We start from the raw sequence: 14,050 nt of genomic DNA, 5'->3' as shown, positions 1-14,050 counted from the left end.
CCTCACAGGAGTTTCTATGAAACATCGCGTCCTCTTCCTCTGCACCCACAACGCCAACCGCTCCCAGATGGCCGAGGGGCTGGCAAACCATTTTCTCGGCGGACAATGGGAGGCCTTCTCCGCCGGCACGGAGGCAACCGCCGTCAATCCGCGAGCAATCAGGGTTATGGCTGAACTGGGGATCGATATCTCCAATCAGCGTTCCAAGAATCTCGCTGAATTCGACGGGCAGACCTTTGACCGGGTCATCACCCTCTGCGGCGATGCCACCGAAAAATGTCCCTACTTCGTCGGTGGAGTCCGGCGTGAGCACGTGGGGTTCGACGACCCTTCACGGGCCACTGGCACCGAAGGGGAAATCATGGCCGAATTTCGTCGGGTCCGGGATGAGATGCGACAGGAGCTGACTGCCCACCTGAGCGGAGGAACCCATGAGTGAGCATGTATCCCGCAACCTATCCTTCCTCGACCGCTGGCTCACCCTCTGGATCTTCGCCGCCATGGCCCTCGGCGTCGGCCTGGGGTACTTCATCCCGGGCGTGGAGCAGTTCATCAACCGTTTCCAGGTGGGGACAACGAACATCCCCATCGCCGCCGGCCTCATCCTCATGATGTATCCCCCCTTTGCCAAGGTGAAGTACGAGGAGATGCCCGAAGTCTTCAGGAACAAGAAAATCCTCGGCCTCTCCCTCGCCCAGAACTGGCTCATCGGGCCGGCGCTCATGTTCGTCCTGGCCATTGCCTTCCTCCCCGACAAGCCTGAGTACATGGTGGGGCTCATCATGATCGGCCTGGCCCGCTGCATCGCCATGGTCATCGTCTGGAACGAGCTGGCCAAGGGGAACACCGAGTACGCCGCCGGGCTTGTGGCTTTCAACAGCATCTTCCAGGTCCTTTTCTACAGCGTCTACGCCTGGTTCTTCATTACGGTGCTCCCGCCCCTCTTCGGCCTTTCGGGGAGCGTGGTGGAAGTGAGCATCCGCCAGATCGCCGAGAGCGTCTTCATCTACCTGGGAATCCCCTGCATCGCCGGGGCACTGACGCGCCTCGTCGGCGTGAAGCTCATGGGGAAGGAACGCTACCACCGGGAGGTGGTGCCACGCATCGGCCCCATCACCCTCGTGGCGCTCCTCTTCACCATCGTGGTGATGTTCAGCCTCAAGGGTAACCTCATCGTTCAGTTGCCGCTGGACGTGGTGCGGATCGCCATCCCGCTCCTCATCTACTTCATCGTCATGTTCCTAATTTCTTTCTGGATGGGGAAACGGCTTGGCGCCGACTACACAAAAACCACCACGTTGGCCTTCACGGCGGCCAGCAACAACTTCGAACTGGCCATCGCCGTGGCGGTGGCGGTCTTCGGGCTCAACTCGGGAGCGGCCTTCGCGGCGGTCATCGGCCCCCTTGTTGAGGTACCGGTTATGATCGGGCTGGTGAACGTGGCGTTCTGGTTCCGGCGCCGCTGGTTCGCCACCACTGCCTGAGGGGAGAGATTCGCGTGTTCAAACCCTTCGCCGACTATCTAGTATTCGATCTCTTCGGCCTCTCCCCGGTGAGCCATCTGGGGGAGGCCCTCGATTTCTTCATCTACGACACCCTCAAGATTTTCTTCCTCCTCGCAGTCATCATCTTCGTCGTCGCCATCATCCGCTCGTGGTTTCCGCCGGAGCGGACCAAGCGCATCCTCTCCCACGAGCGGGAATACGTGGGGAACGTCATGGCAGCGCTCCTGGGAATCGTGACCCCCTTCTGCTCCTGTTCGGCCGTGCCGCTCTTCATCGGCTTCGTGGAGTCAGGGGTTCCCCTCGGGGTCACCTTCTCGTTCCTTGTCTCCTCGCCCATGGTGAACGAGGTGGCCCTCATCATGCTCTGGGGGATGTTCGGGTGGAAAATCGCGCTGCTCTATATCGGCATGGGGCTTCTGGTGGCCATCGTGGCCGGTATCGTCATCGGGCGGCTGAAGATGGAGAAGCACGTTCAGGATTACGTGTGGGAGATGCAGGTGGGAAATGCCGAGATTACCGAACAGAGCTGGTCCGAACGGTTTGACTATGCCCGTGAATACACCATCGGACTCCTAAAGAAAATCTGGCCTTACGTGGTCGTCGGCATCGGCATCGGCGGTTTCATCCACGGCTACGTCCCTCAGGATTTTCTGGCCCGCTGGGCCGGCAGGGACAATCCCTTTGCGGTGCCGGTGGCCGTGGCCCTCGGGGTACCGCTCTACAGCAACGCCGCCGGGGTGATCCCCATCGTTCAGGCCCTGACCGCCAAGGGGATGGCCATGGGAACAGTGCTCGCCTTCATGATGGCGGTGACGGCCCTGTCGCTCCCCGAGGCCATCATTCTGAAAAACGTCCTCAAGAACCGGCTCCTGGCGGTTTTTTTCGGCACCGTTGCCGTGGCCATCGTCATTGTGGGATATCTGTTCAACGCGATTCTTTAATCCACAACGAAAGGAGAAACGCCAATGAAGATCGAAGTGCTCGGCACTGGCTGCGCCAAATGCAAAACCCTCTACGAGAACGCGAAGAAGGCCGTGGAGATGAGCGGCAAGGAGGCTGAGGTCATCAAAGTCGAAGAAATCCAGAAGATCATGAAGTACGGGGTGATGCGCACTCCCGCGCTGGTGGTCGACGGGGTAGTCAAATTCTCCGGCAAAGTGGCCTCGCCGGACGAGATCAGGGGGATGCTGTGATGCGTTTTCTCACTCTCCTTTTCCTGCTCCTCACTGCAACTGTTGCGCGGGCGGAGCTTCCTTCGGCCACCGATGACGCTATCAACAAAGCCCTTGCCTCGGGCAAGCCAGCGGTCATCGACCTGGGGGCCAGATACTGCATACCCTGCAAGAAAATGGCTCCGATCCTCGAATCTCTAGCGACAGAATATAGGGGAAAAGCAACTGTTCTATTCATCGACGTCAATGAAAACCAAGCCGCGCCGAAGCGGTTCCGGGTGCAGATGATCCCGACCCAGATATTTTTCGACGCCCGTGGGAAGGAAGTGAAGCGGCACATGGGCTTCATGGACAAGGCTGATATCGTCAAGGAACTGAATGCCCTGGGCGTGCGATGAGCCTCCTCGACAATATCGAGCAGATTGTCGCGACGCAGCCGCTTCTGGCCTTCGGCGCGGTCTTTATGGGAGGAGTCCTCTCGTCTGCCTCCCCCTGCGTCCTGGCCACCATTCCGCTGGTGGTGGGATTCGTGGGGGGGCATGCGGGAGAAAGCCGGAAGAAGGCCTTTCTCTACTCCCTCTCCTTCATCATCGGTCTGTCGCTTACCTTCACCATCTTCGGCGCTGCCGCGGCGCTCCTGGGGACCATGTTCGGCACCGTGGGGGGATGGTGGTACGTGGCCGTGGGCGCCGTGGCGGTGGCCATGGGGCTCCAGATGCTGGGGCTCTATGACCTGAACCTGCCGGCGCTGCCGCAATTCAGGCCGAAACGGGGCGGCCTCGTGGGTGCGCTCCTCCTCGGCCTCTTCTTCGGGGTCGCCTCATCCCCCTGCGCCACGCCGGTCTTGGTCGTGATCCTCTCCTTCGCAGCCCTGAAGGGGAATATCCTGGACGGGACGTTCCTCCTCTTCACCTACGCCCTCGGCCATTGCCTCCTCATGCTTGCCGCCGGCACCTTCACCGGCTTCGTGGAGGCCTTCGCCGCCTCACGGGGGGTAGCCGACATCTCCCTCTGGGGAAAACGGGTGAGCGGTTTCATCATCGCACTGGCCGGGGCCTGGTTCATCTGGCGGGCATTCTGAGCCTTAATACTCAAAGGAGACCTATCTAGTATGCTCTGCGACAAATTTCTTCGGCTTCAGGAACTCTATCGAAAGGCGGCCATCCTGGCCCTCATTACCATCAGCTACAATATCATTGAAGGGATTGTGTCGGTCTGGTTCGGCGCGGCGGACGAGACCCTCTCCCTTTTCGGCTTCGGGCTCGACTCCTTCGTGGAGGTGATCTCGGGGGTGGGGATCTGGCACATGGTGCGGCGGCTCCGGCGGGGGGAGGAGGAGAAGCGGGACTCCTTCGAACGGCGGGCACTGCGGATCACGGGGGGAGCCTTTTACCTGCTTGCGGCGGGGCTCGTGGTGACGGCGGGTCTCAGCATCTATGGCGGCCACCGCCCGGAGACCACCGTCTGGGGGATCGTGGTGTCGCTGGTATCCATCTCGTTCATGTGGCTCCTCATCCGCCACAAGATGAAGGTGGGGAAGGCCCTCAACTCGCCGGCTATCCTGGCCGACGCCGCCTGCAGCCGGGCCTGTCTGCTGCTGTCGGTGGTTCTTCTGGCGGCCAGCGCCGGCTATGAGCTGACCGGCATCGGGTATCTCGATTCCCTCGGCTCCCTGGCCATTGCCTGGCTCTCCTTCCGGGAGGGGCGTGAGGCCTTCGACAAGGCCGACGGCATGGCGTGCTCCTGTTCCTGCGCCTGCGGCGCGGCGGAGAAATCGTAACCGTCGCCCCTACCCCAACCGCCGGAAGGCCGACGCCTTCACGGCGGCGAAGACCTCGCTCCCCACGGTAAGCTCCAGCTCCCGGGCCGCCTCGGCGGCCACCTCGGCCACCAGCCGCCCGGTGCCGCACTGGAGCTCCACCCCCGCTTTCCGCCCCGCCTCGAAAATCCCGATTACCGTGCAGTGGAAGAGATTCCGGGCGCTGATGGCCTCGGGGTGCTTCTTGCAAAGGATCATGTCCTTTGAGGAGAGCTCGAAGAGAAGTTCTCCCTCCCCCGGTGGGGCGGTGAGAAAGAGCCGGGTCCCTCCCCAGGCGTAGGAGATGAGGCCGTCATTGTCGCAGGGGTCGGTGAGCCGCAGGAGATTGATGTACCCCACGGGGCTGTCCCCCATGCGGTTGCGGGCCAGGGCGTCCGGCGTGGTGTCGGCCACCTGGCATCCCTGGCTGAAGACGATGACCCGCTCGGCCATGAGCCGCATCTCCACCAGGGAATGGGAAATGAAGAGGTACGGGATGGCGAGGGCTTCGCAGGCCCCCCGCAGGTACGGGATGATCTGGAAGCGGAGGGTGTCGTCCAAGGCCGACAGGGGCTCGTCCATGAGGAGGAGCCGGGGGTTGGAGAGGAGCGCCCGGCCAAGGGCTACCCGCTGTTTCTCCCCGCCGGAAAGGTTGGTCACTCCCCGGTCCAGGAGGCGGCCGATCTTCAGCACGTCGACGATGTCGTCGAGCCCCACCTGGCGGTTCGCCATGGCGCACCGCTTCCAGCCATAGAGGAGGTTTCCCCTGACCGAGAGGTGAGGGAAGAGGTGGGGATGTTGAAAGACGAGGGCCACCCGTCGCCGCTCCGGCGGCACGTTGATGCGGCGGTCGGCGGCGAAGAGGGGCTCCCCGTCCAGCAGGATCTCGCCGCTGTCGGGGCGTTCGAGCCCCGCAAGCATGTTCACCAGGGTCGACTTGCCGCTCCCTGACTCGCCGAAGATGCCGATGCGGTTCCCCTCGACAGTGAAATCAGCCGCCAGATGGAACGCCCCGAAGGTCTTGGCGCCCCTCACCCGCAATTCCATCTCAGTCCCTCCTCGCCATGCGGCGCGCCAGGTATTCATGGAAAAAGAGGACCAGCAGGGAGAGCCCCGCCGAAACGAGACAGAGGGCCAGGGCAGCCCCCTCGCCGCCGGGGGCGCTCACGTAGTCGTAGACAGCCAGGGGGATGGTCTGGGTAATGCCGGGAATGTTTCCGGCAACGATGATGGTGGCGCCGAACTCGCCGAGGCTGCGGCCGAACATGAGGGACGAGCCGGCCACGATCCCCCGCAGCGAAAGGGGGAGAATGACGGTGGCGAGGGTGTCGCTCCAGCGGGCCCCCAGGGTGCGCGACGCCTGGATGAGGCGTCCGTCGATGGAGTCCATGGCGATGCGGATGGAGCGGACCAGGAGCGGAAACCCCACCGCCGCCGAGGCGATGACCGCGGCGTACCAGGTGAAGATGATCCGTATTCCCGCGGCATCGAGCAGCCCCCCGACCCACCCCTTCTTCCCGAGCAGGAGGAGGAGCAGATAGCCGATCACCACCGGCGGGAGCGTCAGGGGGAGATTGAGGAGCACCTCCACGAAGGTCTTTCCCCGGAAGGAGCAGTAGCTCATCACGTAGGCGACGGCAATGCCGAAGGGGAGCGACACGACTGTCGCCGCAAGGGCGACTTTGGCCGAGAGCCGGATGGCATCGATGTCTGCGGAGGTTAAGGAAAACATGGGCGGATTATTTCACCGCAAAGCCATACCTGACAAGAATTCTTTTCGCCTCCACCGACCGGAGGAAGCGGAGAAACCCACGGGCTTCCTTCTTCTTCGCTCCGGCCACGGTGAGGGCCAGGGGGTAGGTAACCCGGCCGTGGAGCCCCTCGGGAACAACAAAGAGTATCTTCGCCTGCTTCCCGAGCAGCAGCGCATCGGTCCGATAGACGAAGGCGCCGTCAACCTCTCCCAGTTCGGCGTACTTCATGGCCTCCCGCACATCCTTGGCCATAACGAGCTTTCCGGCCAGCTCCTTCTCGATGCCCGCCTTCCGCATGGCCTCCAGGGCGTACTCGCCCGCCGGCACGCTCCGGGGGCTCCCGACGGCGATCTTCCGCAGCTTCGGCAGATCGTTCATCCCCGCCGCCTGCTGCTTCGCCGCACCGGCAAAGACCAGTGTGTTGTAGGCGAAAGTGCCGATGGTGGCGGACTCCACAAGTTTCCGCTCCCTGAGGTAGTCCAACCACTCCGGGTTGGCGGAGATGAAGAGGTCAGCCGGTGCACCCTGCTCGATCTGCTTGGCCAGGACGCCGGATCCGCCGTAATTCCTCGCGATCTTCACCTCGGGATGCTTTTGCACGAACACAGCGGAAAGCTCGTTGATGGCATCCTTAAGACTTGCCGCCGCCGAGAGGTTCAACTCGCCGGCTAACGCAGCCGGTGCCGCAAACAGGATACAGCAGAAAGCAAGGGTGATGGCATTCATGATCATGTTCTTCATAGCATTCTCCTCGGGGACCTTTTTTCCCGGAACAGGGGAACCGACTCCGGAGTCCGGCTGCGCACCCTCCCCTCGCAAGAGTGATGCCGACCGGCATTGCGCAGCATACCAAAAGTCATTCCGGACAGGTACCGCAAAATTGATCCTCAAGGAGCGGAATCGTCATCGCACCAGTGACACAACGACGGGCAAACAAGGGGGAAACGCCCACTTTTCAGGCACGGGCCGGGCGCGTTTCCCCCGCGGGGTGTCAGCTGACCCCAAGGATAACGCTCGAAGCCTTGAAAAGGGCGCATGCATGCCCCCCCTCCTTGATGCCGAGGTTTCTGGCGCTTTCATGGGTGATGACCGCGCTGAGGGTATTGCCGCCGCCAATCTCCACGTCCACCTCGGCGCTGACCGGTCCTTCGATCACCTTCACTACCGTGCCGCAGATGATGTTGCGGGCGCTCACCTTGGCGTCGTGGAGGTCGGTGCCGATGATGATCGAGCTGGCCTTGACGATGACATGGGCCTCCTTGCCCACGGCGAGCCCCAGGTTATCGACGCTGGCATTGGTGACGACCGCGATAACCGGGGTTCCTGCCTTGAGGGTCAGGGAAACCTCGGCGTTCACCGCCCCCTTGGTAATACCGCTGACCGTTCCGAGAAGTACATTTCGTGCACTCAGTTTCATGGCTAACCTCCCTGTATTTAGTTGAGGCGGCTATCACCGGGAACCACCTCCCACCTACCAAGAATAGCGCCGAAACCCGGCATGTAAAGCAAGCTCCCCCTTGGCCGGGCCACCTCGTTCGCTTGCAAAACAGCTACCCAATAAACAGGCAGTTACCTCCCCGGAAAAAGTGGCGTATGGAAAAAATAGGCATATTGTATACGCTATTCGGGGTGCTATGATTAGCCCTGACCAACAAAAACCCGGCAGCGAAAAGGAGGCAGTCATGAAAACTCTTGGATTTGGTTTTGCCGTTCTGCTGATCGTCCTTCTCGTCATCCTGAGTGTGGCATCCTACGCCCTGCCGGTTGCCGCGCCCGAAACCGGGGAGTACGGCCTTCTCGCCGGCGGCCTCCTCGGATTCGCCTCGCTCATCATCACGCTCAAGCTGATCCCGGGGATCATCCGTTTTGCCTCCATCATCGAGGAGGAAGAGGTGCGACGGCCCGAAGAGACAGCCGTCGCTCCCGGAAAGAGCGCAGCATAGCGAGAACCAGGGCGCAGCGCCCCCTCGTCTCCTGCCGGGAAGGGGGCGCGCCCTATCCACCCGGACGCCTTATTCGGCCCCGCACATTCCGCAAGTCCATACAGACCCGTCCCCTTCGTGGTTGTCTCCCCCGGCTGATATGCTATACTGCCTCGTTAATGAGCAACAGTATCTTTATCCACCAGGGAGGAATTATGAAACGGACAGCACTCTGCGCTCTCACCATCGCCATGGCAGCCCTAACCGGTTGCGCTCAACCCATGACCCGGACCCAGACGGGGGCCGCCTTAGGGACTGGTGTCGGCGCGGCGGTCGGCGCGGGGCTCGGCCAGGCAATCGGACGCAACACGGAATCAACCCTCATCGGCGCGGCGGCGGGCGCCTTGGCCGGCGGCCTCACCGGCGGAGCCATCGGCAACTACATGGACAAGCAGGAACAAGCCATGCGGCAGGCCGTTGCCAATGTAGAGGGAGCAAGCATCCAGCGTGACCAGAACGTCCTTGCCGTCACCTTCAAATCGGACATCCTCTTCCCCATCAATTCGGCCGTCCTCCAGCCGGGAGCAAACGATGAAATCACCCGGGTGGCCCAGGTCCTCACCCAGTATCCCGCAACGACCATCACCATCGCCGGCCACACCGACAGCACGGGAAGCGACGCCCTCAACCAGACGCTCTCGGAGCGCCGGGCCACTGCCGTCAAGAACGCCCTGGCAGCCCGCGGCGTAGCCCCGGCCCGCATGAACGCCATCGGTTTCGGCAAGAGCAAGCCCATTGCCGACAACAGCACCGAGGCAGGGCGCAGCATGAACCGCCGGGTAGAGATCACCATCGTCCCCCAGCAGCAGTAATCGGCTGCACACACGGGATACCTGCGGCCCGCCGGCAACGACGGGCCGTTTTTTCATCCCTTCCGCAGCAGGGCCTCCGCGAAGGGGAGATCCTCCTCGGCCACGTGAATCTGCTGGGGCCCGATTCCCTCCTGAGGCTCGGGCAGCAGAAAGTACTCGATCCCCTTTCCTCTAAGGATAGCCTCGACACGGGCCTGATCGGCCCGATCCATCGGATCGTAGAACTTCACCATGACGGCACCTCCTTTGCCTGAGTTAGCTACAACTCTACCATGAAAAATCGGAACCACACGCCCGCGGTGGCAATGGGAGCACTCTTGTGATATGGTTGCGGCCGTCAGCAGAGAGGAAATACACGACAGGACAGCGTCAGGAACTACTACTCAAGGGAGGGATGAATCGATGGTAACCCACATAGTATTTTTCAAGCTCCACGATCCCACGCCGGCCAACGTGACCGCAACGAGGGAAAAGCTGGAGAGCATGAGGGGGGAAATCCCCCTGCTTCGCCACCTGGAAGTGGGGGTTGACGTGATCAGGTCCGAGCGATCCTATGATCTGGCCCTCGTGACCAAGTTCGACTCGATGGAAGACCTCCAGGCCTACCAGGTCCACCCCTACCATGCCGGCGAGGTGATCCCCCACATGAAAGCGGTATCGTCATCGGTGGTAGCGGTCGACTACGAGTCTGCCTGAAAATGCGCTTCGGAACCGCATACGAAAACGCCCCGTCTCCTTTGGTGGAGCGGGGCGTTGTTGTTTCCTAGATCCAGCAGCTGCCGCCTTCGATATCTCCGGGCTCGTCCTTGGCCTTGGGGGCGACCTTGTACTTCGCCTCGCGGACTGCCGAGCGGATTTTCCCAACCGCATCCTCGGTGACATCGCCGAGCTTTTCCCTGACTTCACGGCCGGTCTTGGGGGTAAGGAGGAGAGCGGCACCGGCCGCAAGGGCCGCGCCGGCGAAGAAGGCCAAGATAGCAGCGGTTTCGGTGTTTTTGTCTGACATACGGTGCGCTCCTTTGGTGTCTGGCATTACGCCTGGTAGTCCTTACTGTTTACCACATTATTGCCCACATTGAAACACCGCGATGATACGAATCACTTGAACTCGGGAAGCGGCGTCACGATGCGCCAGCGCTCCTTCCCGTCGATCTCCTCGTAGCGCCACTGCTGGACGTCCTCCAGGGTCTTGAGCCGGGTGGACGGAAGAATGTAGTAGTCGATCTCCACCCTCACCGTCGCCGTCCCCTTCTCCGGATCCATATCCACCCTCTTCACCCGGTAATCGGCCATGGAGACCCCCTTGGCCGCCTTGGCCCGGGCGAGGCATTCATCGGCGACAGTGGAAGCCGCGAAACTCATGCAGGCATTTTCATGCTCCTGCCAGCGCACCAGCCGGTCGTATTCCCGGGAGCTGTCTTCGAACCGCTGCGCCACCAGATAGGTGTTGCGGCAGCCGGCAAGAAAAAGAAGCATTAGGAAAAACGATGCAACTCGCTGGATACGCATGGGTACCTCCTGTGGTGACAACAAGGGAAACCGTTTATTTCCCCTTGATGTGCCGCACCAGTTCAACGGCGATCTCGTAACGGCCGAAAGGGGGCATGAGATAGAAGCCGCCGACCCGGCCCCGGACGGCGTCGATAAACTCCCGGGCGATGGCGAGCCCTTCCCGGACTCCCTCGTCCTTCTCTTTCCCCCGCATCCGGGCCCGGATATCCTCGGGAATCACGATCCCCGGCACTTCGTTGTGGAGGAACTCGCAGTTGCGCTCACTGACCAGCGGAAGGATTCCCGGCAGCACCGGAATCCCCAGAGGGGAGGTCCGTTCCAGCATCTCGTCGAGACGTGCCAGGTCGTAGAGGGGCTGGGTCTGGACGAAGCGGGCCCCGTTGGCAACCTTCTTGGCGAGGCGTTCCGCCTGGACCTCCATCCGCTGGCTGTTGGGGTTGAAGACACAGCCGATGGCAAACCCTGCACCCCGGCCAAGGGGGTTGCCAAGGGCGTTCACCCCTGCGTTCAGGTCGGCCAGGAGCTTGATGAGAGTGAAAGAATTCAGGTCGTAGACCGACGAGGCCCCGGCCTGCTCCCCGATCCGGGCCGGGTCCCCGGTGACGGCGAGGATGCTCCGGATGCCCAGGAGGCTCGCCCCCATGAGGTCCGACTGGAGCCCCAGGAGGTTGCGGTCCCGGCAGGTGACGTGGACGATGACCTCGATCCCCACCTCTTGCTGGATGAGATGCCCCAGGGCGATATTCCCCATCCGGATGCGGGCCAGGGGGTTTTCGGCGATATTGATGGCATCGGCACCGGCCCCCTTCAGGACCCGGCTCCCCTCGATAACCTTCCCGCAGTCGAAGCCCTTGGGAGGGTCCAGTTCCACGGTGACCACCGGCTCCTCCCCCCAGCGGGCCAGGAATCCCTCGGCTTCCGTGCTCTCGCCCCGCCGTTCCTCGACCGAGACAGCCGGAACCGCCACGTTCCGGACCGCGGGGCGCAGCCCCGCCAGCCGCTCCGCCAGACGGAGGATATGCTCCGGCGTGGTGCCGCAGCACCCCCCCACGAGGGCCGCCCCGGCAGCCACCATCTCGGCGGCCCGCTCGGCGAAGTAGTCGGGGGTGGTGCGATAGACGTGACGGCCGTTCACGTACTCGGGGAAACCGCTGTTGGGGTACGCCGCTATCGGCAGGGCCGTGGCGCCTGCCATGCGCCGGATGGTGCCGAGGACCTCCAGGGGGCCGGCGCCGCAGTTGGCTCCCACGACGCTTGCCCCGGCGGCGGTCAGTTCCCGCGCGGCCCGTTCCACGTCAGCCCCGCCGGCAAGGCGGCCGTTCTCCAGAAACGCCATGTTCGCCACGACCGGGAGCCCCGTTTCTCGGGCCGCCGAGAGGGCGCAGAGAATCTGGGCCAAGTCGGTGAAGGTCTCAAGAATGAGAAGATCAACACCCCCCTCGGCCAGGGCCAGGGCCTGCCGGCGGAAGATCTCCGTGGTCTCGGCCGGGGAAAGCTCCCGCTCGTCCCCCTTAACCCTTGCCAGGGGCCCCATGGAGCCGGCCACGAAGGCATCGGTCCCCTCGGCGGCCTCCCGGGCCAGCCGGGCCCCCCGCAGGATGATCTCCCGCTCCCGCTTGTCGAGGCCGATGGCCGAGAGTTTCGTCCAGTTGGCGCCAAAAGTGTTGGTTTCAATAACCTTCGCCCCGGCGCCCAGGTACTCTCGGTGGAGCTCCAGGACCAACTCGGGCCGCACCAGGTTCAGGTGCTCCACGTTGGCGTCGAGGGAGACCCCCTTGGCATAGAGCATGGTGCCGATGGCACCGTCCCCCACGAGGACTTCGCTGTTCAAACGTTCGAGAAAATTCATCGCTCTAGAGTTTCCTCAGTACTTTCAAGAGATGCGGCACCATCTGCTTCTTGCGGGACATGACCCCCTTCAACTCGTAGAGGTGGGGTTCCACCTGGGGATACCCCATGATGTGGGCCAGCTCGTTCTTCCCTTCGGCCAGGAAAAGCGTCGTCTCGCTGTAGATGTCGGTCACCATGAGGCCGGCCAGGTGGAGCCGGTCCGCCTCCTTCACCTTCCTCAGGGTCTCCCGGAGGGTCTCCTTCAGGTCGAAGAACTCGTCGAACCCCACCACCTCCACCTGCCCCACGCCAAAGAGGGTGTCTCCGGCGGTGAAGTGCTTGAAATCGGCCCGGATCGCCTTCTCCGGGGTGCCGTGGGCCGAGAAGCCGCCGCAGGCGGAGAAGATGTCCTTGCCAAAGACCACGTGATCGAGGCCGGCCCGCTCTTCGAGCCACCGGACGATTTCCTGGTCCCGGCTGGTGGTTGTGGGGGACTTGAGGATGACCGTGTCGGACAGGACCCCGGCCAGAAGGAGCGCCGCCACCTTCTGGTCGGGCTCGATCCCCCGCTCCCGGTAGAGGGAGGCCACCACGGTGCAGGTGCTCCCCACCGGTGCCGCCATGAAGGTAATCGGCTGATTCGTGGGGGGGTTCCCCAGCTTGTGATGGTCGATCACCTCCAGAATCTCCACCACTTCGGCCCCGGGGACCGACTGGGCCAGCTCGTTGTGATCCACGAGGATGAGGGAGTAGGGAATCTGCGCCAGGAGCGACGACTTGGTGGCGACGCCGGCGATGGTGCCATCCTCCTCCACGGCGATCACCGCCGGCTCCCCCGAGTGGAGAAGCTTGAGGCGCAGGTGCTCCAGGGGCTCGGCCACTCCAATCTTCTCGAACTTCGCCTCCACAAAGTGGAAGAGAGGGGTGGAGAGGCGGGCCAGGCCGGCGGCGGTGGCGGTATCGTGAGGTGAAGAGATGACCGTCACCCCCTGCTCCTGTGCCCGCTCCCGCAGCCCATCGGCCAAGGGGAAGCCGCCGGTTACCACCAGGAGCCGCACCCCCCGTTCGATGGCCGCCTGCTGGATGCTGCGGCGGTCGCCGGTCATGATCAGGAGCGATGCGGGGTCATACCCCTCGATGTGGCTCGAAAACGACTCCTCCAGCATGGCGCCGATGAAGAGATGGAGGTGTTCCACCTCGTCGGTCGGGGCACCGGTAAGGAAGGTGCCGTCCAGGCAGGAGGCCAGGGTGCGGAGCGAGGCGTCGACCCCCCGCTTTCGGTCGGTGCCGGCCACCAGGTACTTCTCGGAGAGTTTGAGGAGCGACACGAGCCCCATGGGCGCGCCGCCCTCGTCAACCACCGGCAATACCCTGATGCCGTGCTTGTGAAAGATCCCCAGAGCATCCCGCAGGGGGGTACTGCTGACGGTCGTCACCGGCTGGCGGTTGATGACGTGGCAGACCTTGGGATGGACGTCGGCCAGGTAGATCGGCGCCTCGATCCCGAGCCGTTCCAGAATGTAGCGGGTCTGGGGGTTCGGCTCGCCGGCCATGGCGGCGGTCACGTTCATCTGTCCCTGACGGTTCTTGAGGGCCGCGTAGGCCAGGGCCGAGGCGACGGAGTCGGTGTCGGGGTTCCGGTGTCCAACCACGTAAATCTGCTTATCCATTGATTCTCCTGCTTT

At 62.9% G+C, this 14,050-nt stretch carries 19 protein-coding genes; 10 read left to right on the top strand and 9 right to left on the bottom strand.

Annotated elements, in window-relative coordinates:
• The first annotated feature begins 16 nt into the window (after window positions 1-16).
• Genes GMET_RS02600 through GMET_RS02570 form a run of 7 tightly spaced genes read left to right on the top strand, consistent with a single transcriptional unit; the run spans window position 17 to window position 4,457 of the window.
• Window positions 17-439, top strand: a complete 423-nt coding sequence (locus GMET_RS02600) for an arsenate reductase ArsC (RefSeq protein WP_004512217.1) — start codon at window positions 17-19, stop codon at window positions 437-439.
• A complete protein-coding gene (arsB, locus tag GMET_RS02595) occupies window positions 432-1,484 on the top strand; it encodes an ACR3 family arsenite efflux transporter (protein WP_004512216.1) in 1,053 nt (350 codons plus the stop codon). Before GMET_RS02600 ends, arsB begins: the two co-directional genes overlap by 8 nt.
• A gap of 14 nt (window positions 1,485-1,498) precedes the next feature.
• Complete coding sequence (locus tag GMET_RS02590; protein WP_004512215.1) at window positions 1,499-2,446, top strand: permease; 948 nt, start codon at window positions 1,499-1,501, stop codon at window positions 2,444-2,446.
• Between the two features lie 24 nt (window positions 2,447-2,470).
• Window positions 2,471-2,698, top strand: coding sequence for a thioredoxin family protein (locus GMET_RS02585; RefSeq protein ID WP_004512214.1), 228 nt, complete (start codon window positions 2,471-2,473; stop codon window positions 2,696-2,698).
• Window positions 2,698-3,075 carry a thioredoxin family protein gene (locus GMET_RS02580; protein WP_004512213.1) on the top strand — a complete coding sequence of 126 codons (378 nt, stop codon included), beginning with the start codon at window positions 2,698-2,700 and terminating at the stop codon, window positions 3,073-3,075. The genes GMET_RS02585 and GMET_RS02580 overlap by 1 nt, the downstream gene beginning before the upstream one ends.
• Window positions 3,072-3,758 carry a cytochrome c biogenesis CcdA family protein gene (locus tag GMET_RS02575; RefSeq protein ID WP_004512212.1) on the top strand — a complete coding sequence of 229 codons (687 nt, stop codon included), beginning with the start codon at window positions 3,072-3,074 and terminating at the stop codon, window positions 3,756-3,758. The genes GMET_RS02580 and GMET_RS02575 overlap by 4 nt, the downstream gene beginning before the upstream one ends.
• Before the next feature lie 30 nt (window positions 3,759-3,788).
• Entirely contained in the window at window positions 3,789-4,457 is a 669-nt protein-coding gene (locus GMET_RS02570) for a cation transporter (RefSeq protein ID WP_004512211.1), read from the top strand.
• A gap of 9 nt (window positions 4,458-4,466) precedes the next feature.
• On the opposite strand, the gene modC is transcribed toward GMET_RS02570, so the two are convergent.
• The 4 genes from modC to GMET_RS02550 form a co-directional block, all read right to left on the bottom strand.
• Window positions 4,467-5,522 (bottom strand): molybdenum ABC transporter ATP-binding protein, encoded by a 1,056-nt coding sequence (gene modC, locus GMET_RS02565; protein WP_004512210.1) that lies wholly within the window; start codon window positions 5,520-5,522, stop codon window positions 4,467-4,469.
• A 1-nt stretch (window position 5,523) separates the two neighbouring features.
• On the bottom strand, window positions 5,524-6,207 hold the full coding sequence (modB, locus tag GMET_RS02560; RefSeq protein WP_004512209.1) for a molybdate ABC transporter permease subunit: 684 nt from the start codon (window positions 6,205-6,207) through the stop codon (window positions 5,524-5,526).
• A gap of 7 nt (window positions 6,208-6,214) precedes the next feature.
• Entirely contained in the window at window positions 6,215-6,970 is a 756-nt protein-coding gene (gene modA, locus GMET_RS02555) for a molybdate ABC transporter substrate-binding protein (protein WP_004512208.1), read from the bottom strand.
• 250 nt (window positions 6,971-7,220) lie between these two features.
• Complete coding sequence (locus GMET_RS02550) at window positions 7,221-7,646, bottom strand: TOBE domain-containing protein (RefSeq protein WP_004512207.1); 426 nt, start codon at window positions 7,644-7,646, stop codon at window positions 7,221-7,223.
• Window positions 7,647-7,911: 265 nt separating this feature from the next.
• On the opposite strand from GMET_RS02550, the gene GMET_RS02545 reads away from it, so the two are divergent.
• Both GMET_RS02545 and GMET_RS02540 read left to right on the top strand, forming a co-directional pair.
• The gene (locus tag GMET_RS02545; RefSeq protein WP_004512206.1) at window positions 7,912-8,172 is read left to right on the top strand and encodes a hypothetical protein; all 261 of its coding nucleotides are present in this window, start codon (window positions 7,912-7,914) and stop codon (window positions 8,170-8,172) included.
• Between the two features lie 194 nt (window positions 8,173-8,366).
• Window positions 8,367-9,023, top strand: a complete 657-nt coding sequence (locus GMET_RS02540; RefSeq protein ID WP_004512205.1) for an OmpA family protein — start codon at window positions 8,367-8,369, stop codon at window positions 9,021-9,023.
• A gap of 53 nt (window positions 9,024-9,076) precedes the next feature.
• On the opposite strand, the gene GMET_RS02535 is transcribed toward GMET_RS02540, so the two are convergent.
• Complete coding sequence (locus GMET_RS02535) at window positions 9,077-9,256, bottom strand: hypothetical protein (protein WP_004512204.1); 180 nt, start codon at window positions 9,254-9,256, stop codon at window positions 9,077-9,079.
• 169 nt (window positions 9,257-9,425) lie between these two features.
• On the opposite strand from GMET_RS02535, the gene GMET_RS02530 reads away from it, so the two are divergent.
• Entirely contained in the window at window positions 9,426-9,719 is a 294-nt protein-coding gene (locus GMET_RS02530; protein WP_004512203.1) for a Dabb family protein, read from the top strand.
• A gap of 67 nt (window positions 9,720-9,786) precedes the next feature.
• On the opposite strand, the gene GMET_RS02525 is transcribed toward GMET_RS02530, so the two are convergent.
• From GMET_RS02525 to GMET_RS02510, 4 genes are all read right to left on the bottom strand, one after another.
• A complete protein-coding gene (locus GMET_RS02525; protein WP_004512202.1) occupies window positions 9,787-10,029 on the bottom strand; it encodes a YtxH domain-containing protein in 243 nt (80 codons plus the stop codon).
• 92 nt (window positions 10,030-10,121) lie between these two features.
• Window positions 10,122-10,532 (bottom strand): hypothetical protein, encoded by a 411-nt coding sequence (locus tag GMET_RS02520; RefSeq protein WP_004512201.1) that lies wholly within the window; start codon window positions 10,530-10,532, stop codon window positions 10,122-10,124.
• Between the two features lie 34 nt (window positions 10,533-10,566).
• Window positions 10,567-12,384, bottom strand: coding sequence for a bifunctional homocysteine S-methyltransferase/methylenetetrahydrofolate reductase (locus tag GMET_RS02515; protein ID WP_004512200.1), 1,818 nt, complete (start codon window positions 12,382-12,384; stop codon window positions 10,567-10,569).
• 4 nt (window positions 12,385-12,388) lie between these two features.
• Entirely contained in the window at window positions 12,389-14,035 is a 1,647-nt protein-coding gene (locus GMET_RS02510) for a putative manganese-dependent inorganic diphosphatase (protein ID WP_004512199.1), read from the bottom strand.
• Window positions 14,036-14,050 lie beyond the last annotated feature (15 nt).

Origin of the sequence: Geobacter metallireducens GS-15 (genome assembly GCF_000012925.1) — a bacterium.
Taxonomy (GTDB): domain Bacteria; phylum Desulfobacterota; class Desulfuromonadia; order Geobacterales; family Geobacteraceae; genus Geobacter; species Geobacter metallireducens.
The sequence above is the reverse complement of the archived record's forward strand: the minus strand, read 5'-3'. Positions and strand labels throughout refer to the sequence as shown.

Bases quoted from the DNA above. Each gene is read 5' to 3' on its own strand.
- GMET_RS02600 (WP_004512217.1), top strand. From the start codon at position 17: ATGAAACATCGCGTCCTCTTCCTCTGCACCCACAACGCCAACCGCTCC.
- arsB (WP_004512216.1), top strand. From the start codon at position 432: ATGAGTGAGCATGTATCCCGCAACCTATCCTTCCTCGACCGCTGGCTC.
- GMET_RS02585 (WP_004512214.1), top strand. From the start codon at position 2,471: ATGAAGATCGAAGTGCTCGGCACTGGCTGCGCCAAATGCAAAACCCTC.
- GMET_RS02580 (WP_004512213.1), top strand. From the start codon at position 2,698: ATGCGTTTTCTCACTCTCCTTTTCCTGCTCCTCACTGCAACTGTTGCG.
- GMET_RS02575 (WP_004512212.1), top strand. From the start codon at position 3,072: ATGAGCCTCCTCGACAATATCGAGCAGATTGTCGCGACGCAGCCGCTT.
- GMET_RS02570 (WP_004512211.1), top strand. From the start codon at position 3,789: ATGCTCTGCGACAAATTTCTTCGGCTTCAGGAACTCTATCGAAAGGCG.
- modC (WP_004512210.1), bottom strand. From the start codon at position 5,522: ATGGAATTGCGGGTGAGGGGCGCCAAGACCTTCGGGGCGTTCCATCTG.
- modB (WP_004512209.1), bottom strand. From the start codon at position 6,207: ATGTTTTCCTTAACCTCCGCAGACATCGATGCCATCCGGCTCTCGGCC.
- modA (WP_004512208.1), bottom strand. From the start codon at position 6,970: ATGAAGAACATGATCATGAATGCCATCACCCTTGCTTTCTGCTGTATC.
- GMET_RS02550 (WP_004512207.1), bottom strand. From the start codon at position 7,646: ATGAAACTGAGTGCACGAAATGTACTTCTCGGAACGGTCAGCGGTATT.
- GMET_RS02545 (WP_004512206.1), top strand. From the start codon at position 7,912: ATGAAAACTCTTGGATTTGGTTTTGCCGTTCTGCTGATCGTCCTTCTC.
- GMET_RS02540 (WP_004512205.1), top strand. From the start codon at position 8,367: ATGAAACGGACAGCACTCTGCGCTCTCACCATCGCCATGGCAGCCCTA.
- GMET_RS02535 (WP_004512204.1), bottom strand. From the start codon at position 9,256: ATGGTGAAGTTCTACGATCCGATGGATCGGGCCGATCAGGCCCGTGTC.
- GMET_RS02530 (WP_004512203.1), top strand. From the start codon at position 9,426: ATGGTAACCCACATAGTATTTTTCAAGCTCCACGATCCCACGCCGGCC.
- GMET_RS02525 (WP_004512202.1), bottom strand. From the start codon at position 10,029: ATGTCAGACAAAAACACCGAAACCGCTGCTATCTTGGCCTTCTTCGCC.
- GMET_RS02520 (WP_004512201.1), bottom strand. From the start codon at position 10,532: ATGCGTATCCAGCGAGTTGCATCGTTTTTCCTAATGCTTCTTTTTCTT.
- GMET_RS02515 (WP_004512200.1), bottom strand. From the start codon at position 12,384: ATGAATTTTCTCGAACGTTTGAACAGCGAAGTCCTCGTGGGGGACGGT.
- GMET_RS02510 (WP_004512199.1), bottom strand. From the start codon at position 14,035: ATGGATAAGCAGATTTACGTGGTTGGACACCGGAACCCCGACACCGAC.